At 69.2% G+C, this 19,942-nt stretch carries 16 protein-coding genes and 1 riboswitch; of the genes, 6 read left to right on the forward strand and 10 right to left on the reverse strand.

Features of this window, described 5'->3' with window-relative positions; all coding sequences use genetic code 11:
• Positions 1 to 35: 35 nt before the first annotated feature.
• The 7 genes from pgsA to E0H45_RS25185 form a co-directional block, all read right to left on the reverse strand.
• Positions 36 to 659, reverse strand: coding sequence for a CDP-diacylglycerol--glycerol-3-phosphate 3-phosphatidyltransferase (gene pgsA / locus E0H45_RS25155; protein ID WP_131341706.1), 624 nt, complete (start codon positions 657 to 659; stop codon positions 36 to 38).
• On the reverse strand, positions 656 to 2,329 hold the full coding sequence (rimO, locus tag E0H45_RS25160; protein WP_131341708.1) for a 30S ribosomal protein S12 methylthiotransferase RimO: 1,674 nt from the start codon (positions 2,327 to 2,329) through the stop codon (positions 656 to 658). Before rimO ends, pgsA begins: the two co-directional genes overlap by 4 nt.
• A 51-nt stretch (positions 2,330 to 2,380) precedes the next feature.
• Positions 2,381 to 3,145 (reverse strand): helix-turn-helix domain-containing protein, encoded by a 765-nt coding sequence (locus tag E0H45_RS25165; protein WP_238155260.1) that lies wholly within the window; start codon positions 3,143 to 3,145, stop codon positions 2,381 to 2,383.
• Between the two features lie 103 nt (positions 3,146 to 3,248).
• Positions 3,249 to 3,821: a hypothetical protein gene (locus E0H45_RS25170; protein ID WP_131341711.1), complete on the reverse strand. Its 573-nt coding sequence runs from the start codon at positions 3,819 to 3,821 to the stop codon at positions 3,249 to 3,251.
• Positions 3,822 to 3,825: 4 nt separating this feature from the next.
• Positions 3,826 to 6,450: an FtsK/SpoIIIE family DNA translocase gene (locus E0H45_RS25175; RefSeq protein ID WP_202872509.1), complete on the reverse strand. Its 2,625-nt coding sequence runs from the start codon at positions 6,448 to 6,450 to the stop codon at positions 3,826 to 3,828.
• Between the two features lie 73 nt (positions 6,451 to 6,523).
• On the reverse strand, positions 6,524 to 7,318 hold the full coding sequence (locus E0H45_RS25180; protein WP_131341712.1) for a DUF4184 family protein: 795 nt from the start codon (positions 7,316 to 7,318) through the stop codon (positions 6,524 to 6,526).
• Between the two features lie 30 nt (positions 7,319 to 7,348).
• Positions 7,349 to 7,864, reverse strand: a complete 516-nt coding sequence (locus E0H45_RS25185; RefSeq protein ID WP_131341715.1) for a DinB family protein — start codon at positions 7,862 to 7,864, stop codon at positions 7,349 to 7,351.
• Positions 7,865 to 7,961: 97 nt separating this feature from the next.
• Positions 7,962 to 8,075, forward strand: a riboswitch (SAM riboswitch).
• Between the two features lie 17 nt (positions 8,076 to 8,092).
• Between E0H45_RS25185 and E0H45_RS25190 the strand changes: the two genes are divergently transcribed.
• The gene (locus tag E0H45_RS25190) at positions 8,093 to 9,457 is read left to right on the forward strand and encodes an aminotransferase class V-fold PLP-dependent enzyme (RefSeq protein ID WP_131341718.1); all 1,365 of its coding nucleotides are present in this window, start codon (positions 8,093 to 8,095) and stop codon (positions 9,455 to 9,457) included.
• Between the two features lie 10 nt (positions 9,458 to 9,467).
• Here E0H45_RS25190 and E0H45_RS25195 read toward each other — a convergent pair whose 3' ends face one another.
• Positions 9,468 to 11,525: a prolyl oligopeptidase family serine peptidase gene (locus E0H45_RS25195; protein WP_131341721.1), complete on the reverse strand. Its 2,058-nt coding sequence runs from the start codon at positions 11,523 to 11,525 to the stop codon at positions 9,468 to 9,470.
• A 37-nt stretch (positions 11,526 to 11,562) separates the two neighbouring features.
• On the opposite strand from E0H45_RS25195, the gene E0H45_RS25200 reads away from it, so the two are divergent.
• From E0H45_RS25200 to E0H45_RS25210, 3 genes are read left to right on the forward strand one after another with little or no spacing between them, the layout of a single operon-like run.
• A complete protein-coding gene (locus E0H45_RS25200) occupies positions 11,563 to 13,410 on the forward strand; it encodes a helix-turn-helix transcriptional regulator (protein WP_165546593.1) in 1,848 nt (615 codons plus the stop codon).
• A gap of 51 nt (positions 13,411 to 13,461) precedes the next feature.
• Positions 13,462 to 14,226 (forward strand): DsbA family protein, encoded by a 765-nt coding sequence (locus E0H45_RS25205; protein WP_238155261.1) that lies wholly within the window; start codon positions 13,462 to 13,464, stop codon positions 14,224 to 14,226.
• Positions 14,223 to 14,864 carry a maleylpyruvate isomerase family mycothiol-dependent enzyme gene (locus E0H45_RS25210; protein WP_131341727.1) on the forward strand — a complete coding sequence of 214 codons (642 nt, stop codon included), beginning with the start codon at positions 14,223 to 14,225 and terminating at the stop codon, positions 14,862 to 14,864. Before E0H45_RS25205 ends, E0H45_RS25210 begins: the two co-directional genes overlap by 4 nt.
• A gap of 70 nt (positions 14,865 to 14,934) precedes the next feature.
• Here the strand turns inward: E0H45_RS25210 and E0H45_RS25215 are convergent, their stop codons facing one another.
• Positions 14,935 to 16,461 (reverse strand): alkaline phosphatase D family protein, encoded by a 1,527-nt coding sequence (locus E0H45_RS25215; protein WP_131341730.1) that lies wholly within the window; start codon positions 16,459 to 16,461, stop codon positions 14,935 to 14,937.
• A 197-nt stretch (positions 16,462 to 16,658) separates the two neighbouring features.
• Here E0H45_RS25215 and E0H45_RS25220 point away from each other — a divergent pair, with 197 nt between their 5' ends.
• Positions 16,659 to 17,738: a fatty acid desaturase family protein gene (locus tag E0H45_RS25220; RefSeq protein WP_131341733.1), complete on the forward strand. Its 1,080-nt coding sequence runs from the start codon at positions 16,659 to 16,661 to the stop codon at positions 17,736 to 17,738.
• Between the two features lie 75 nt (positions 17,739 to 17,813).
• Positions 17,814 to 18,899 (forward strand): fatty acid desaturase family protein, encoded by a 1,086-nt coding sequence (locus E0H45_RS25225; RefSeq protein WP_238155262.1) that lies wholly within the window; start codon positions 17,814 to 17,816, stop codon positions 18,897 to 18,899.
• Here E0H45_RS25225 and E0H45_RS25230 read toward each other — a convergent pair.
• Positions 18,870 to 19,904: a LacI family DNA-binding transcriptional regulator gene (locus E0H45_RS25230; protein ID WP_131341737.1), complete on the reverse strand. Its 1,035-nt coding sequence runs from the start codon at positions 19,902 to 19,904 to the stop codon at positions 18,870 to 18,872. The two genes, E0H45_RS25225 and E0H45_RS25230, sit on opposite strands and share 30 nt — an antisense overlap.
• Between the last annotated feature and the right edge of the window lie 38 nt (positions 19,905 to 19,942).

The following is a 19,942-nucleotide window of genomic DNA, read 5'->3' on the forward strand; positions in this document are numbered from 1 at the left end:
GGCCCGAGGACCGCCGATCAAGCGGTGGCCGAAGGTTATGGGAGAGGGCGTTTGGCGGCCGCTCGTAGGCGGAGGGCTCGCGAGAGGTAGTCGAGGCCGGTGACGATGGTTACCAGGACGGCGGCGGCCATGATGGCGACGGCGGTCCAGTGGACGATTGCCAGGTGTTGCCATGGGAGGAGGTACAGGCCCAGGGCTACGGCTTGGAGGACCGTCTTCAGTTTGCCGCCTCGGCTGGCGGGCATGACGCCGTGGCGGATGACCCAGAAGCGCAGGGCTGTGACGCCCCACTCGCGGACCATGACGACGATGGTGACCCACCACGGGAGTTCGCCGAGGTACGAGAGGCCGAGGAAGGCGGCGCCGGTGAGGGCCTTGTCGGCGATCGGGTCGGCGATCTTGCCGAAGTTCGTGACCAGGTTCCAGCGGCGGGCGATGTCGCCGTCGAAGCGATCGGTGACGATGGCGACGACGAACGCGGCGGTCGCGAGGAGGCGGTCGCTGGTGGTGTGGCCGCCGTCGCGGAGCAGGAGCCAGACGAACAGCGGTACCAGGACCAGGCGGAGGACCGTGAGCGCGTTCGGCACGTTCCAGGCGCTGGGCGCGTGGAGATGGCCGCCGGCTGCGTGCGGCGCCGGGTTCGTCTCCGGGTTGGTCACGCGGTCAGGTTAGCTGCCGAGCGGCCGTCTGGGGCGTTCACGAGTGCCGCGAACTCGGCGATGAGGTCGACACCGTCGTTCGACACCACCTTCGCAGTGACCAGATCCCCGACCCGGATCCCGTCCGGGAGGCCGGTGACGGTCGTCATTCCGTCCACCTCGGGCCCCTGGTGCGCCGCACGACCCTCAGCGTCGCCGGAGTCCGGCGAGTCCGCGGTGTCCCCGGTGTCGAGGGATTCGATGAGGACCTCCAGGAGTTCGCCGATACGGGATTCGGCGCGGGAGGAGGTCAGGTCTTCGGCCAGGCGGGTGACGCGGTCGAGCCGCTCGGCGATGGTGTCCTCGTCGAGCTTGCCGTCGTACGTCTCGGCCTCGGTGCCGTCCTCGTCGGAGTAGCCGAAGACGCCGATCGCGTCCAGGCCGGCGCGGGAGAGGAAGTCGCAGAGGATGTCGACGTCCTCTTCGGTCTCGCCCGGGAAGCCGACGATCACGTTGCTGCGGATGCCGGCCGTCGGGGCTGCGGCGCGGACCTGGGCGATGAGTTCGAGGAAACGCTCGGAGTCGCCGAAGCGGCGCATCCGGCGCAGGAGCGGGCCGGAGGCGTGCTGGAAGGACAGGTCGAAGTACGGGACGACGCCGGGGGTGGCGGTCATCGCGGTGATCAGGGTGGGGCGCATTTCGGCGGGCTGGAGGTACGAGACGCGGACGCGGGTGATGCCGGGGACCTCCGCGATCTCGCCGACGAGGGTCTCGAGGAGGCGGAGGTCGCCGAGGTCCTTGCCGTAGGAGGTTGAGTTCTCGGAGACCAGGAAGAGTTCCCGTACGCCGTTCTCGGCCAGCCACTCGGCTTCGCGGAGTACCTCGGCCGGCCGGCGGGACATGAAGGCGCCGCGGAACATCGGGATCGCGCAGAACGCGCAGCGGCGGTCGCAGCCGGACGCGAGTTTCAGCGGGGCCATCGGGCCGCCGTCGAGGCGACGGCGCATGACGCGCGGGCCGCTGGCAGGGGCGGTCGCGAGGTCGGGAGCGTCGATCTTCAGCTCTTCCGGTGCGCCGGTGACGAACCGTCCCTTGAGCTCACCAGGAGCGTCTGAGGTCTTGCCTACCGGCCGGAGCGCCTCCGGGATGTGGTCACCGAGCACAGCCGTCCGCCCGCCGCCGGTGGAGGTCTCGGCGGCGGCATCGGTGGCGGTGGGGTCGCCGTGGCCGGGGATTGCCGGAGCCGGGCTTGCGTGGCGGTCGGCAGGGGCCAGTGGGAGGAGTTTGCGGCGGTCGCGCGGTACGTGGGCCTGGTGCTTGGTGCCGGCCAGGATCGCGCGGAGGCGGTCCGAGATGTCGGTGTAGTCGTCGAAGCTGAGTACGGCGTCCGTCTCCGGGAGGGCGTCCGCGAGCTGCTCGCCGTACCGCTCGGCGAGGCAGCCGACCGCGACGACGGCCTGTGTGCGGCCCGAGTCCTTGTAGTCGGCAGCCGCGAGCAGCGTGTCGACAGAGTCCTTCTTCGCGGCCTCGACGAAGCCGCAAGTGTTCACCACCACCGTGTCCGCCTCGGCGGCGTCGTCGACCAGTTGGAACCCCCCGGCTTCGAGCCGGCCGGCCAGTTCCTCGGAGTCGACATCGTTACGGGCACAGCCCAGCGTGACCAGGGCGACGGTGGTGGGTGGCGTATTCATCCCCACGAGTATGACGCGCTGTGCACGTCCGTACCTAACCCAGAAGCTCGGTTACTGGTTGCCGGTGGTCTTGCTGAGGGTGCCGTTCGGGTGCGCGGTGAACTTGTAGAGCTTGGTGGGGATCCGCTTGCCGTTGAGCACGACGACGAGGTTGCCGGGGTTGCCCACAGTCACCCGGATGTCGCCCGCACTGGTGACGGACTGGGCGATGCCCGGGCTGAGTCGGCCCTGGAAGAGGCGACGATTCTTCCGGTCCCGGATTGTCAGGTACGTGCCGTCGCCTGTCGCCGTCAGCCTCAGCGCGGTCTTCAGTGCCGGCGGTTTGGCCGACGTCGGCGTCTTGGTGGGCCGGACCGTCGGCTGCGGCGTTGCCTTCGGGGTCGGCGTGGTGACAGTCGCCGTCGTGGTCGCGGTCTTGGACGCGTTGGCCTCGATGTCGCTGGGCAGCGTGAACAGCCGCACCATCCCCCAACCCATCAGGATGACCAGGATCGCGCCGACCACCAGGGCCCAGCGCGGGCGGGCCGGCCGGAGGGTCGGGGCCTTGACCGCGGCGCGTTCCTCGCGGCGGGACTTCTCCTCCTCGACGGCGTGTTCGGCGTCGAAGCTGGCAAGCAACGGAGCGGGGTCGGCCTTGACCACGCGAGCGATCGACCGGATGTGCCCACGGGCGTAGAAGTTCCCGCCGCAGCGGGAGAAATCGTCGGCCTCCATGGCGATCAGCAGCCCGGATCTGATCCGGGTGGCGGCGCTCAGCTGCTCGATCGTCATGTCGGCCCGTTCGCGGGCCGCCGTGAGCTCGCTGCCGATGCTCACGTCCCCACCATCCTCTCCTCGTCCGACCTGTTCGCGCGGACCATCGACAGCCGGTGCGTCGATATCAACTCAACGGCTTGGGTTCGACGGGGTCACGGACGAGTCAGAGTTGTTCCCTGACCGGACATCTGGCATCGGCCAGCATGTGCAGTGCCTGCACCACTTCCCCGTTGGACGGCCGAGCCGTCAACCCGAACGGTATCGCGAGTGAGGATCCGGTCAGGCGGCGGTTGGCATCAGTTGTCTTGCGGGTCGAACTCGGCATCGCACCGAGGACCGGCCCAGGATCCTGCAGGTGTACGGCGATCCGCCCGTCGTCGAGCGGATGCCGGCGCTGCAGCACCGTCACCTCTTCGATGTCCTCCCACCGGGTACCCACCCATTCACTGCCGATGCGCAACCGGATGCCGACGTCGTCGGCGACCAGCATGTCCCCCACTGTCAGCGCGCGGGCGCACACCACGGCGAGCACGGCGAACGCGGCAGCGACGATCCAGCGCAGGATGCCGGCCGGACTCGTCGACGCCGACGCCGACGCCGCGAAGCCGATCGCGACCAGGGCCGCGCCGGCGGCGAGCCCGCCGTGCACCCGCTGCGAGGCGCGAACGGTGAACGGCACGGGCTCGGGGTCGACGTCGAATCGGTCCTGCCTGGGCAGTGCGCTCGCGGCGGTCACGGTCTCACTCTCCTCGGAGGGTGGTGATGAAGTCCTCTAGGTCGTCGGGCTTGACCAGGACGTCCCGGGCCTTCGAACCCTCACTGGGACCGACGACGCCGCGGCTCTCCAGGATGTCCATCAGCCGCCCGGCCTTGGCGAAGCCGACGCGGAGCTTACGCTGCAGCATCGACGTCGAGCCGAACTGGGTGGAAACAATCAGCTCCGCCGCCTGCACCACCAGGTCGAGGTCGTCGCCGATCTCGTCGTCCAGGTCCTTGCTCGGCCCGGCGACGGCGGTGACGTCCTCGCGGTACGTCGGCTCCAGCTGCGCCTTGCAGTGCTCGACGACGCCGTGGATCTCGGACTCGTCGACCCAGGCACCCTGGATACGCATCGGCTTGCTCGCGCCCATCGGCAGGAACAGACCGTCACCCTGACCGACCAGCTTCTCCGCACCCGGCTGGTCGAGGATGACCCGGCTGTCCGCGAGCGACGAGGTCGCGAACGCCAGTCGCGACGGCACGTTCGCCTTGATCAGACCGGTCACGACGTCCACCGACGGCCGCTGGGTGGCGAGCACCAGATGGATGCCGGCCGCCCGGGCCAGCTGGGTGATGCGGACGATCGAGTCCTCGACGTCGCGCGGAGCGACCATCATCAGGTCGGCGAGCTCGTCGACGATCACCAGCAGATACGGGTACGGCGTCAGCACGCGCTCGCTACCCGGTGGCGGCTTCACCTTCCCGCCACGGACCGCCTTGTTGAAGTCGTCGACGTGCCGGAACCCGAAGGCCGCGAGGTCGTCGTACCGCATGTCCATCTCGCGGACGACCCACTGCAGCGCCTCGGCGGCCTTCTTGGCGTTGGTGATGATCGGCGTGATCAGGTGCGGGATGCCCTCGTAGTGGTTCAGCTCGACCCGCTTGGGGTCGACCAGGATCATCCGCACCTCGTCCGGCGTGGCCCGCATCAGGATCGAGGTGATCAGCGAGTTCACGAACACCGACTTGCCGGAACCGGTCGCACCCGCGACCAGCAGGTGCGGCATCTTCGCCATGTTCGCGACCACGAAGCCGCCCTCGACGTCCTTGCCCAGCCCGGCCACCATCGGGTGGTGGTCGTTGCGGGCGGTCGCGGACCGGATCACGTCGCCGAGGCTGACGGTCTCCTTGTCGATGTTCGGGATCTCGATGCCGATCGCGGACTTGCCCGGGATCGGCGACAGGATCCGGACGTCGGCCGACGCGACGGCGTACGCGATGTTCTTGGAGAGCGCGGTGACCTTCTCGACCTTCACCGCGGAGCCGAGCTCGACCTCGTACCGGGTGACTGTCGGGCCGCGGGTGTAGCCGGTGATCTGCGCGTCGATGCCGAACTGCTCGAACACCTCGGTCAGCCGGTCGACCACCGCGTCGGACGCCTTGGTCCGGGCCTTGTGGACCGAACCCGGCTTGAGCATCTGCCCGTCGGGCAGCGTGTATGTGATGTCGCCGGACAGGCTGAGCTGCTCGACACGCTGCGGCAGCGGCGTGTGCGGCGGCGGCTCGGGCGCCGGTGCCGGCGGCTTGCTCGGGGCGGGCGCCTCGAAGGCAGGCTCGACGGCGGCTGCGGAGGCCGCGCCGTCGGAGTCGTCGACGTCGTACGCCTCCTCGACCACCGGCTGCGCCTTCGCCTTGCGGCCGCGCTTCGGGGTCTCCTCGAGCACCGGTGAGTCGTACGGCTTGATCGTCGGCTCGCCGTCCTCCTCGAGCTCGGCCTTGGCGCGTCGCTGCTTGCGGGTCAGCCGGACCGTGTCGTCGGTCGGCGCCGCGATCACGGACGGAGCGTCCTCGGGCAGCTCGGTCCGTCCCATCAGTACGTCGAACGCCGCCCGGAACCGCAGCGGGATCGCGTACACCGGCGTCCCGGTGATCACCAGGGCGCCGAAGATCGACAGCAGCACCAGCAGGGGCGCTGCGACGTACTGCGTGAGCAGGTCGGAGAGGAACGAGGAGACGAAGTACCCGATCGCGCCGCCGGCGTCGCGCAGCGGTCCGTCGGCCGGGTTGCTCGGGCGCGGCAGACCGTTGGCGATGTGGATCAGGCCCAGTACGCCGAGGCTCACCGCTGTCCACCCGATGACCTGACGGCCGGCCGGGCCGTTGCGGTCGGGGTGACGCAGCGTGCGGATGGCGATGACCACCAGCATCAGCGGCAGTGCCCAGCCGAGCATGCCGATGCTGCCGCCGACCACGGTCCGTACGCCGTCGCCGACCGAGCCCGGGAGGTCCCACCAGATGGCGGCGGCCACGACGACCGCCAGGCCGATCAGGAACAGGCCGCCACCGTCACGGCGATGCTCCGGCTCCAGGTCACGGGCGCTGTGGCCGATCCCCCGCACCATGCTGCCGAGCAGGTGCGCGATACCGATCCAGACCTTCACCACCCCGCGACACAGAGCGAGCATGGCGGCCGCGAACGGGCCCGGTCCGCTGTTTTTGGGCGTGCTGGTCCGCGCGGCGGTGGATCCACCGCCGCGCTTCGTGCTCTGCCCACGCTTCTGGGCGCCTGACGGACGGGAGCGTCCACCGGCAGCCGAACGGGCCGTGCTCGGCCGTTTAGCTGCCGATTTCTGCGCCCGCGCCGGGGAAGACGTGCGGGTCGCCATATTGATCAGGCTACCCCGACTACCCCTTGAGTCCCACGTGTCACACGCCGATCACGCTGCCGCATCCGTAGCGTCACGATACGTGTGTTCGCCGTCGCAGCCGCTCCAGGTGCCACAGAACGACGTACGCACCGACAGCGATCAGACCGCCGGACATGAGGCCGCTGAGCACCGTTCGTACGCCGGTCTCGCCGCCGAACCCGCCGTCGACCCGGCCGAGCTCCACAACCACTCCGCTGACCGCCAGTCCGATGCCCGCGACGTAGACGAGGTACCGCACCCAGGTCGGCATGCGCTCATCGACAGGCTGCGGTGTCGTACGGCGGTACCAGCGATAGAGCCACACCGCGAGAACGAGGCAGCCGCCCAGTGTGCTGACGTACTGGAGGACGCGGTTGACGTCCCACGCTCCCGTCACCTGTGCCCGGAAGAACCCGGGGAACTGGCGGACGAAGTAGCCGTCACCGTGGGTGAACGAGTCCCAGAAGACGTGAGTGATCGCTCCTACGACGGCTGAGACGACCGTCCAGAGCACGACGGTGGCGCTGGGGATGCGGACCGGCCGGCGTGGGGTCTCCAGCCGGCCAGCGAGCGCAGGCGGCGCGAGAGCGATCAAGGGCCGCTTGAGGCCCAGATTGAAGACTGCGAGCAGTAGCAACGCCAGCAGCGGGTCCAGCCAGAGGGCCGAGGTGAACTCGTGTGTGAGCGTCAGCGTGAAGTTGCCGTTGATCTGCCGCGTGGCGATCCGGTAGATCGGGTCGACGTACAGCAGGTCAGGCGCCACCGCACCTGCCACCAGTGCTGACGCCACGAAGGGCCGCCGAAGCAGTGGGAGCACTGCCGCGGGGTGGGCGAGGGTGAACGGCACGGCGGCAGCCTAGGGTCGCCGCAGGTCGTGTTATGCGCCTGTGGTGCCGTCGAGTTGCTCCCGCAAGAGGTCGGCGTGGCCACAGTGGCGGCCGTATTCGCCGATCAGGTGGATGTAGATCATCCGCAGCGTCGACTCGGTTCCTTTGAACGTGAAGCGCTCGTCCAGCGAGTGACCGGCGGCAGCGTCATCGGACAGCTTCCACTCGGCGATCAGACCGTCGTACGCTGCCTCCGCCTCAGCCGGGTCGATCAGCTCGAAGTCCGCGTCCTTGCCGAGCTCCGGCGCGAACAGCGGCTCGGCGGGCGCGTCGGCGAAGTGGATGCGGAACCAGATCCGCTCGACCTTGGTGAGATGCCTGATCAGGCCGAGCAGCGACAGGTTGGAGGGCGGCGACGGCCGCTCGGCCAGCTGCTCAGCGGTCAGTCCTGCGCACTTGAAGAGCAGCGTGGTGCGGTAGAACTGCAGGTAACCGCGCAGCAGTTCCGCTTCGGGTGCGGTCAGCGAGCCGTCCGGTCGCTCGACGGCAGGTGCTCTCCAGGTCATCGACTTCCCTCACGTTGTCCCACGATGTGTGCAGTCATCTCATCACATGAGATAGCCACTGGCGGTGCCCGTATCCCGTTCGTTACCGTTCTCGGCAGGTCATGAGTGTCAGCGACAAGCCCCGGCTAGCTGGCCGGCAACCCTCCTCCGCGGTGGGGTGCCCCGGGTGAAGACCAGGCCGTGCGGATACCCCGTTCGGCAAGTGCGGACTTCCCTGGGAGCAGCATCATGTCGATCCTGTCCATCCTCGAGCCGGCCAGTACGACGACTCCGCGGCCGGCGATCGCCCGGCTTGCGACCGGCAGCATCCCGGCCACGGTCGGCTCGGACCTCCTGGTCCCGCTCGCCGACGGCCGGGTCACCGACTACGCGAACTTCGACCACGGTGCGAGCGCGCCGTGTCTGGAGTCCGTCCGGGCCAGTGTCGAGGCCGCGTTGCCGTCGTACGCGTCGGTGCACCGCGGCAACGGGTACGCCTCGCGGATCACCACTCAGTGGTACGAGCGGGCGCGCGCCGAGGTGCACACCTTCGTCGGGGCCCGTGCGGACGACCAGGTGATCTTCACCCGCCAGACCACCGACGCGCTGAACCTGCTGGCCCGCGCGGTGCCGGCGGACGCGACCGTGATCGTGTTCGAGTCCGAGCACCACGCGGCGCTCCTGCCCTGGCCGGCCGAGCGGACTGTTCGCCTGGCCGCGCCGTCGAGCCCGGCCGAGGCCGTGACCCGCGTCGCCGACGCACTCCGGCAGGCGCCCGAGGGCCCGCGGCTCGTCGTGATCACCGGCGCGTCCAACGTCACCGGCGAGATCTTCCCGATCGCCGACATCGCCAAGGTGGCCAAGGCGCATGGCGCGCGCGTCTGCCTGGACGCCGCGCAGTTCGCCCCGCACCGCACGGTCGACATCGTCACCCTGGACGTCGACTGGGTCGCCCTGTCCGGTCACAAGCTCTACGCGCCGTACGGCGCGGGCGCGCTGATCGGCCGCTCCGACTGGCTCGACGCCGCCGACCCGTACCTGCACGGCGGCGGCGCGACCCACGCCGTCACCAGCGACACCGTGGTGTGGACGACCGGTCCGGCCCGGCACGAGGGCGGCTCCCCGAACGTCATTGGTGCCATCGCTCTCGCGAGCGCCTGCGCCGCGATCAGCAAGCACCGAGACGCCATCGAGCAGCATGAGCGCAGCCTGCTGGCCCGTCTCCGCACCGGTCTCGCCCAGATCCCCGGCGTCACGACGTACTCGATCTTCGGCGAGGACGCGGACCGTGTCGGCACCGTCTGTTTCACAGTCGCCGGTCTGACCTCGACACTGGTGTCGGCGGCGCTGAGCGCGGAGTACGGCATCGGTGTCCGGGACGGCAAGTTCTGCGCGCACCCGCTGGTCGGCCACCTCCTGGCCGGCTCCCCCGAGCACGGTACGGCGGTCCGCGCCAGCCTCGGCCTCGGGACGACCCGTGAGCACGTGGACCGGCTCGTTGACGCCGTACGCACGCTGGCCACGAGCGGCCCGCGCACGGAGTACACGGAGAGCGCGCACGGCTGTCAGCCGACCGACGATCCCCGCGACCTCCAAGCGCCCCGCATCTGGTGAAGCAGCCCTCCTACTGCTCAGGAGGTACGAGACCTACATGGTGAGCAGCGAACGCCAGTAGGTCCGCCCACTCCGCAGCGACCATCGCGGCGGGCTTTCCGAAGCCATGGCCGGTGTTGACCTCGACCCGAGTCAAGACAGGCCGCGGATCGGACTGGGCATGCTGCAGCGCCGCGATGAACTTGTGGCTGTGCAACGGAACCACCCGGTCGTCGTGGTCACCTGTGGTCACGAGCGTTGCCGGGTACGCCGTGCCGTCGCTGACGCGATGCAGTGGCGAGTAAGCCAACAGGTCCTCGAACTGCTCCGGATCGTCCGGCAGACCGAAGTCGGACGCCCACGCCGCTCCTACGGTGAACAGGTGGAACCGCAGCATGTCCAGGACACCCACGCCGGGCAGTGCGACGGCGAACAGGTCCGGCCGCTGCGTGATGACCGCTCCAACGAGCAGTCCGCCGTTGCTGCGACCGTGAATGGCCAGCTGCTCCGGAGTTGTCACGCCGGTGTCCCGCAGGTGCTCAGCGACCGCGATGAAGTCGTCGAACACGTTCTGCTTGTTCTTGAGCCGCCCGGCGTCGTGCCACTCGGTTCCGTACTCGCCGCCACCACGCAGGTTCGTGATGACCAGTACGCCGCCTGCAGCGAGCCACGCCGGCCAGCCGGGGCGGTAGTCGGCCTCGACCGGGATGCGGAACCCGCCGTACCCCCACATAAGAGTCGGACGCGGCGCGGTGAAGTCCAGGTCGGACCGGGTGATCAGGAAGTACGGCACGTCGCGGCCAGGGGCTATCCGGCGCGTCACAGTCACCCGCGGCGGCGTGAATCCTCCAGAGCCACGGACCAGCTCCGGCAACGCGCGCACGTCGCCTGACCCGGTCGACACGGCGTACGACAGCGTGGGGTCGGTTGTCGTCGACAGCCCGATGAACAGCTCGTCGTACTCCGGTCCGGCGTTGAGGCCGACCACTCCCCCGCCAGGTACGTCGACGACACGCTGGCCGGACCCGTCCAACGCGTAGAGCGTCAGCACAGGCTGCGCGTCGACGAGCGTCAGCGTGGCCAGGCCGTCCGCAGTACCGCGGACTGCCTGCAGTGTCGACTCCCCCTCTGGGATGAGGTCGGTGAACTCACCATCCAGCGTGGAGAGCACCACACGGCCACGCGACGCGTCCCGGTCGGTCCGCAGTACCAGCTGGGCGCCGGACATCCGTACGAACGCGATCTCGTCCACGAACTCGTCGACGACCTTCACCGGCTCGCCCAGCCCGTCCGAGCTGATCGGGTACACCCAGAGCCGGGTGGCGGGGTCCGTGCCTTCGAAGATGTGGACGACCAGGTAGCGGTCGTCGTCGGACACCTCGGGCGTGATGAAGTACTGGTCCTGGCCCGGGAAGCTCAGCACGAGCTCGTCCTCGGACTGCGATGTGCCGACCTTGTGGAGCATCAGCCGCCCACCACCCAGCGACGCCGTCTCGGTCCCCTCGCTACGCCCGCTCGCCGGGTAGTGCAGGTACAGGTACGCCGAACTGTCCGGCAGCCACGTCGCCTCGCTGAACTTGGCTTCCGACACCACATCGTCGACCGGCGTACCAGTGGCGATGTCGAGCAGCCGGAACGTCGTCCAGTCGCTGCCGCTCTCGTTGATGCCGTACGCGAAGTACTTCCCGTCCGGCGACACGGTGAACGAGCCGAGCGAGTCGGTGCCGTCCTCGGAGAGGGTGTTCGGGTCGATCAGCACGCGGCCGCTGGACAGCAGCTCGTCGAGCGAATCGGCAACGTAGATCACGTCCTGTGCCTGAGTGCCGTCGTTGCGCCCGACGAAGTACCAGCCCGCCTTCTTGACCGGTACGCCGGCGCGTGGACGGGCGAGGATCGCGGACATCGTGGTCTGGAACCAGCCACGCTCGGAGTAGCCGGCGAGCTCAGCCTGCGTGTACTCGTTCTGCCGGCTGACCCAGTCCCGGGTATCGGCCGAATCGGGGTCTTCCAGCCAGCGGTACGGGTCGGCGATCTGGTGCCCGTGCAACGTCTCGACCACATCGTCGCGGCGGCTCTCCGGATAGGTCATGCTGACAAACCTAACCTGTGGCGGTCAGACTGCGAGCGTGATTAACGACCTGCTGCTGGGTGCCGCTGCGGTGGCCGGTGAGCGGGTGCGCCTCGACGTACTCCAGCAGGTCGTCGGCCTACCGCCCAACGACTTCTTGGACGCCCTGGACGAGCTGGTCCGTGCCGGCGCATTGGTCGTCACAGCCGGCGAGGCCTGGTTTGCCGACGAGTCCGTACGCCGGGTCGCCGAGGCACGGCTGCTCCTGACGGATCGCGCTGACCTGCATCGCCGTACCGCTGAGGCCGTCGAAGTACCGGCCGAGATCCAGCGGCACTGGTCCGCAGCCGCAGCGGTGACAGCGGATCCGAGGGAACGAGCACGGCTGCAACTGAACCTCGCAAAGGCAGCGGTCCGCGCCGGTGACCTCCCGGCAGCACACGCCGCCGCCCGGGCCGCGGTCGCGACCGCACGTACCTTGCAGGACCTCGACCTGCTCGCGGACGCTGCAGTGACCTTGGAGCCGATCGGCCAGTCCGCGTGGGACGGCGACATCCACCAGTGGTGCACCGAAGCGCTGGCCGCGCCCAGCCAGTCAGCAGGACGCACGGTCCGGCTACAAGCCCGGCAGGCACAGGCGGCGATCTACCTCGGTCGCTGGTCAGAGGCGGCAGTTGCGAGCAGCGAAGCTCTCCGCCAGGCAGAGAGCATCCATGACAACGACCTGCTCGTAGAGGCGCTCACTGCACGCCAACTCGCCACCAGCGGACCTGATGACGTCGACGAACTGGCCGCCGCAGCACGCCGCATGATCGAGCTCGGTACGTCGACCGGCCGCGCCGAGATCGAGCTACGCGGACGCCTGTGGCAGGTGGACACGCTCTGGTACTCCGGCGACCTGGCCGCGATCGCAGCCGAGACAGGCCGACTCGCCAGCTGCGCCGGTCGTGTCAGCGGTCCGCACAGCCGCTGGCACGTGCTGCTGACGCGAGCCTCGCTCGCACAGGCCAGAGCCGAGTTCGAGGACGCCGAGGCCCTGCATGAGGATGCACTCACCGGCTTCCGGCAGATTGACCACCCCGCGGCGCATGGCGCAGAGGTCGCGTTCCAGCTGCTGCTCGGCCATCACCGTGGGCACACCGAGAACCTGCTGAGCCCCGCGGCCTGGCAGTTCGGGACGGATGTCCGCTGGGACCTGATCGCCCGCCTTGCCCGCGCGTTCGTCCTCGTGGACGCGGGTCGGTTCGACGAAGCAGCCGCGGCGTACGAACGCTGCGGCCGCCCGGAGTCCTGGCGACCGATGCGGTTCGGCGAGCTGTGGATGGACGCCCTCGCCGCACGAGTAGCGGTCGCACTCGGCCGCACCGACGACGTACGGCTCTTTCGCGCCCGGCTGGAACCCCGCCGTGGCCGGTACGTCGTCGGCGGTGCCGGCGCGACCAACTTCCTCGGTCCGGTCGAACTGGTGCTCGGTGCGTGCGCTGCCGCGCTCAGCGACTGGGACGCGGCCGCCGCAGACCTTCAGAAGGCCGGTGCGCTCTGCCGGGCGATCGGGGCGCCAGGCTTCGCGGTCGAGGCCGCCTGTCTGCTGGTCGACGTGTACGAGCGATCCGGTGATCCAGTGCAGGCCCACGCACTGGCCGCTGAGACGCTGCCGCTCGCGAAGACCCTCGGCATGACTCCCTGGGTGGAACGACTCCACAGACCGCCGACAGACCCGTTGAGTCAGCGCGAGCGCGAGGTCGCCGATCTGGTCGCCAAGGGCCTCAGCAACCGCGAGATCGCCGCTGCACTGGTCATCTCCGAACGAACCGCCCAGAACCACGTCCAGCACATTCTGACCAAGCTCGGCTTCGCGAACCGCGCCCAGATCGCTGCGTGGACTGCAGGTCAGCTGAGTAGGTGATGAGCATTTCGGACGATGCGCCGCGTCTCTCCGCAGCGGACGCTGAGCAACATGACGCGACACGACCAGACCGGCGCCGACCTCGACCTGTGGGACCAGGTCACCCGGACCTACTTCACTGAGCGCCTGGGCGCCATCCCGACCACAGACACCGAAGACGCCCGCCAACACCAGCGCACAGCACCAGGCGTCGACCTGTACGTCGACCCCGTCTGCCCGTACACGTGGGTGGTGGCCTGCTGGCTCCGAGAGGTCGCCCAGCATCGCGACCTCGACGTCCGCTACCACGTGATGAGCCTGCTCATGCTCAACGAAGGCCGCGACGACAGCTACAGCCGGCAGCTCGACGCGTCGACGGGACCGTCCCGGGTAGCGACCGCAGTCGTCACGCACCACGGCGGCGAAGCGTTCCGGACCTGGCACGGTGCTTTCGGCAACCTGATCTTCGACCACTGGCGCTACCCGACGCCGGCGGAGTACCGCGACGCCGCGGCAGTAGCCCTGAGCGAGACCGGACTGCCCGCGACGCTCGCGGACGCCGCCGACACCACGGAGTACGACGAGGCACTGCGCCGCAGCCACAACGAAGGCACGCGTCCGGTCGGGATCGACGGCGGTACGCCGGTTGTCCACATCGACGGGACCGCCTTTTTCGGACCGGTCCTGAACGCGGTCCCCCGTGGCGACGACGCGCTCCGCCTGTTCGACGGCGTACGGCTGCTCGCCGGGTGTCCTGACTTCTACGAACTGAAGCGCACGCGCTCCACACCGCCCGATGTGAGCTACCGTCCGATGGAGGGGAAGGCACCGCGATGAACGACGATGAACTCTGGGCCGCGATCGATGCCCAGCGCCTGCGCACTGCCGACCTGCTCGCCACGCTCACGCCGGCCGACTGGTCCCACCGCTCGCTGTGCGACGGCTGGACCGTGCGCGACGTCGCCGGTCACCTCACCCTCCAGCAGATGACCATCGGTGACGTACTCCGCCTCGCGCTGAAGCATCCGGGCGTCCACAGCCTCAACTGGATGATCCAGACCTCCGCCCGTGACCAGGCGGCCCTGCCGACCGAACAGCTCATCGGCGGGATCCGCGGCATGGTCGGCTCCCGGCGGCACAACCTCGGCGTCACTCCGCGAGAGACGCTGATCGACATCGTCGTTCACGGTCAGGACCTGGCGATCCCGATCGGCCGGACGCTCGCGGTTCCGCCGGAGGTCGCCGCGGCGGCGGCTTCGCGGGTCTGGGAGTGCCGGGGCACGCGGCTGTCCAAGGTCTTCAAACCGGTGCCGTACGACGGTCTGAGACTGGTCGCAGACGACATCGACTGGAGCGTGGGCGACGGGCCGGAGCTCCGCGGTCCCGTGCTGTCGTTGCTCCTGCTGCTCACCGGACGTCGCGTCGTCCTGCCGCAGCTCGACGGTCCCGGCGCAGAGGTCTTACAGCGTGTATGACGTCGTACTCACCGGGCCCGGCGGGCGGCATCCCGCACAGGCGCCGGAGCCCGGTGAGCACGACTGGCCCTCAAGGACGGGCCGGGGTGATGTCCTTGCTCCAGAGCACCGCACCGAACAGATTCCGCAGCGAGACCGTGAACACGCCGGTCCGCGGGTCGATCCGGGTGTGCCCGAAGAACTGGTTGCCGGCCGCCGGTGACTGGCTCGGGAAGTCGGCCGCCTTCGACCACACGACCTCGGGCCCGAAGGTGCTGTCCAGCGCGTTCGGCCCGAAGGTACCGGCGTTGATCGGCCCGGCCACGATCTCCCAGAACGGGTCGAAGTCGGTGAACGCCGCCCGCGACGGGTCGTAGTGGTGCGCGGCGGCGTAGTGCACGTCGGCGGTCAGCCAGATCGCGTTGCGGACCTTGCGCTTCTTGAACTGGCTGAGCACCCAGGCGATCTCGTGCTCACGACCGCCGGGCGCCCCCGGCAGACCGTTCGCGACCGCCTCGATCAGGTCACCGTCCGGAACCAGCACGCCGAGCGGCATGTCGCTGGCGATCACCTTCCAGGTGGCCCGCGACGCCGCGACCTCACGCACCAGCCAGGCGGCCTGCTCGGCACCGAGCATCGCCACCGGGCCGGCCGTCGACGGCACCGGGTTGGCACCGCGGAAGGTGCGCATGTCCAGGCAGAACACGTCGAGCAGCGGGCCGTAGCTCACCTTGCGGTAGATCCGGTCCCGCCCGCCGACGTGCTCCATCGGCAGGTACTCGAGGAACGCCTTCTTCGCCCGCGCCGCGAGGACGTCGACCCGCTTCTCGGTGTACCGGTCGTCGGTGAGGATCTCCCCCGGGTACCAGTTGTTCAGCGTCTCGTGGTCGTCCCACTGCGCGACCAGCGGTACGTCGGCGTACAGCGAGCGCACGTTCTCGTCGAGCAGGTTGTACTTGTACCGGCCGCGGTACTCGGCGAGCGTCTCGGCGACCTTCGACACCTCCTCGGTCACCACGTTCTTCCACACGGTGCCGTCGGCAACTTTCAGCTCGGCCTGGATCGGGCCGTCGGCGTAGATGTTGTCGCCGGAGTGCAGGAAGAAGTCCGGCCGGGTGTCGTGCATGGCCTTGTAGGCGATCATCCCGCCGAGCTCGGGGTTGATGCCGTACCCCTGGCCCGCGGTGTCGCCGGTGAACACGAACGACACCGGCCGGTTACGGCCCGGCGTACTGAACGAGCCGTCGAGCGTCTGCCCGATACGGCCGTTCTCGTCCTCGAAGCCGAGCCGGTAGTCGTACTGCTGTCCCGGGCGCAGGCCGCGCAGCGGCAGCCGTGCCGTGAAGTCGTCCGCGGCGTCCGTCTTCGGGCCGCGCAGGCAGATCGCCTTGTCGAACCGGCCGTGGCTGGTCAGCTGGACGACCAGCCGGCCGGGCCGGTCGGCGCGCGACCAGACGACGGCCGAGTTCGGCGTCACGTCGGCGCTCGCGATGCCGGACGGCAGAACGGCCCGGTCACGACGGATAAGGTTCGGCCCCGCAGCGGCGACGCCCGGTACGGCGAGGGACGCACCAGCGACGGTTGACGCGGCAAGGAGTTGGCGGCGACTCAGTTTCATGACCCGAAGGTGCTCCCCGCTGATGACGGCCAGGTGACAGCGGGGCGAACTGAGCCTCAAATCACCTGCGGACCCCGGACAGCGCCTTGCGTGCGGCTAGCTGGCGTGGTTCCGTTGAAGACCTCAGCACCTTCTTGTGACGCTGCCCCAGACCTGGTAGCGCATCAGCCGATGCACTACTGGAATGGGGCGTTCCCATGTCACAGCTTCTTGCCGAAGACCATGACCCTTTGCGGGCTCAGAACAAGTACACCCATCTCTACACCGACCTGCTCCGGACTGTTCGCGAACTCGGACTGCTCCGGCGGCGTCGCGGGTACTACTTCACCCGGATCGGCTTGGTGCTGGCTGCCTTCGCCGGGGTCTGGGTCGGCGTCGGACTGCTCGGCAACTCCTGGTTCCAGCTGCTGATGGCAGGTGCCCTGGCGCTGGTACTCACGCAGGTCGCCTTCCTCAGCCACGACAGCGCGCACCGGCAGGTCTTCGACTCGGCCGCCTGGAACGACTGGACCGCCCGCCTGCTGGCCGGTGGTCTCGTCGGGATGAGCGCTGCGTGGTGGAAATCGAAGCACAGCCGCCACCACGGTGCGCCGAACCAGCTGGGGAAGGACCCGGACATCGCCATCGGCGTCGTCGCGTTCACCCCTGAGCACGTGAACAGACGCAAGGGCTTCCAGGCCTGGCTGACCCGCCGCCAAGGCTGGCTCTTCTTCCCCTTGCTGACCCTGGAAGGCCTGAGTCTCTACGTCTCGAGCATCCAGCACCTGTTCCGGCGCGGAGCGAGCAAGGTCGAGCGCATCGAGGCCGCGATCGTGGTGACCCGGCTCGGTGGATATCTGGCCGTGCTGCTCCTCCTCCTGCCGATCGGCAAGGCCGGAGCGTTCCTCGGGCTGCAGCTCGCCGTCTTTGGCGTCTGCCTCGGCGGTTCGTTCGCCCCGAACCACAAAGGCATGCCGCTCGTCCCCAAGACCATGAAGCTCGACTTCCTCCGCCGCCAGGTGCTGATGTCGCGCAACATCCGCGGCGGTCTGTTCACCGACTTCGCGATGGGCGGGCTGAACTACCAGATCGAGCACCACCTGTTCCCGAGCATGCCGCGGCCGACGCTCCGCAAGGTCCAGCCGATCGTCCGCGAGTACTGCGAGCTGCACGGAGTGAAGTACACCGAGGTCGGCCTGTTCACGTCGTACAAGATCGTCGTCGGCTACCTGAACAACGTCGGTCTGCGCGCCCGGGACCCGTTCGACTGCCCGCTGGCCTCGCAGTACGGGCGCTAGCACTTTGCCAACCTGACCTCGTCGGGTTACGTGTCCGCACGCCTGACGTTGCATGAGGTCACTAGGCTGACCGGCGTGAGTGCCCAGCAGCAGTACGTCAGCCTCTACACCGATCTCCTGCAGACCGTCCGCGACCTCGGTCTGCTGAGGCGGCGGCAGGGCTACTACGTCACCAGGATGAGTATCGTCCTCGGTGCCCTGCTCGCGGTCGTCGCGTGCATGATCCTGCTCGGCAACTCGTGGCACCAGCTCTGGCTCGCCGGCGCCCTGGCGCTCGTGCTGGTGCAGGTGGCGTTCCTCAGCCACGACAGCGCCCATCGGCAGATCTTCCGCTCGAACGCCCGCAACGACCTGACCGCGCGGATCCTCGCCGGCTGTGTCCTCGGGATGAGCGTCAGCTGGTGGCGCAGCAAGCACAACAAGCATCACGCCGCCCCCAACCAGGCGGACCGCGATCCCGACGTACAGCTCAAAGTGCTCGCCTTCACGCCCGACGCCGTCGTCGAGCGCGGGCCGGTCGGCCGCTGGTTCGCCGCGCGTCAGGGCTGGCTGTTCTTCCCGTTACTCACGCTCGAGGGCGTCGGCCTGCACGCGTCCAGCCTGACGCACCTCCTCCGGCGCGGCGCGACCCGCGCCGACCGCATCGACGCCGCAGTCGTCGCCTCGCGGATCGGGGTGTACGTCGGTGCGCTCTACTTCCTGCTGCCGCCCGGGAAGGCCACCGCGTTCCTCGGCCTGCAGCTCGCCGTGTTCGGGGTCTGCCTCGGCGCCGCGTTCGCCCCGAACCACAAGGGCATGCCGATCGTGCCGCCCGGGATGAAGCTCGACTTCCTCCGGCGCCAGGTGCTGACGTCGCGCAACATCCGCGGCGGCATCCTGACCGACTTCGCGATGGGCGGGCTGAACTACCAGATCGAGCACCACCTGTTCCCGAGCATGCCGCGGCCGACGCTGCGGCGGGTGCGGCCGCTCGTGCGCGAGTACTGCGAGCTGCACGGCATCGCGTACGCCGAGGTCGGCCTGTTCACGTCGTACAAGATCGTCGTCGACTACCTGAACAACGTCGGTCTCCGCGCCCGCGACCCCTTCGACTGCCCCCTGGCCGCCGAACTGCGGTCAACGGGCGGGCCGTCAGCGGGCGGGCGGGGGGATCTCGCCTGAGCCGCGGATCGTCAGTTTCACCGGGACGCGGACCGTACGGCCGGGACGGTGCGGTTCCGGGAGGCGCTCGGTCATCAGCTGGATCGCCGTCCGGGCCATCACGTCGGCCGACTGCGCGACCGCGGTCAGGCCGGGGCTGAGCAGGTCACCGAGCGCGAGGTCGTCGAAGGACACCAGCGCTACCTGGTCCCGCCGGCCCGCGAGACCACGCAGTACCTCCGCGGTGGTCATGTTGTTCGCCGACAGCAACGCCGTGGCCGGCTCGGAGCGGTCGAGGACGGCCGAGAGCGTGATGCCGATGCCCTCGGTGGTCGGCTCGGACAGGTGCACCAGGTCCTCGTCGACGGGGATGCCGTGCCGGGCCATCGCCGCCCGGTAGGCCACAACCCGCTCACGGGCGGTGAAGATCCGCTCGTCGTCACCGAGGTACGCGATCCGGCGGTGACCCTGCCGGACCAGGTGGTCGATGGCCTGGTCGATCCCGCCGGCGTTGTCCGCGAGTACGGCATCCGCCTCGATCCCGTGCGCGGGACGGTCGATCGTGACGACCGCCATCCCGGCGTCGACGTGCGGCGCGAGGTATTCCTGGGTCTCCCCGATCGGCGCCATGATCAGCGCGTCCGGGCGCCGGGCGACGAACTCCAGGCAGACCTCCCGCTCCCGCTCCGGGTCCTCGTCGGTCAGGCCGATCATCACGACCGAACCGGACGAGCGGGCCCAGAGCTCGACCGCGCGGCCGAGCGATGCGAAGAACGGGTCGCCGATGTCGCGGATCACCACCGCGATCGTCCCGGTCTTGCCGCGGCGCAGCATCCGGGCGGACTCGTTCGGGGTGTAGTTGAGCTCCTTGATCGCGGCCTGGACCTTGGCGGTCAGCTCCGGGCTCACGTTCGGTTCCTCGTTCACCACCCGGGACACGGTCTTCAACGCGACCCCGGCCCGGGCGGCGACCTCCTTCATCGTGGGCCGGCGCTGGCCCGTCCCGTTCACCCCGCTGACAGTCATCGCCGGCCCACCCTTTCGTCGTCGCGCAGAGGTTACAC

The organism is Kribbella soli (assembly GCF_004331345.1).
In the GTDB taxonomy this organism is placed as follows: Bacteria; Actinomycetota; Actinomycetes; order Propionibacteriales; family Kribbellaceae; genus Kribbella; species Kribbella soli.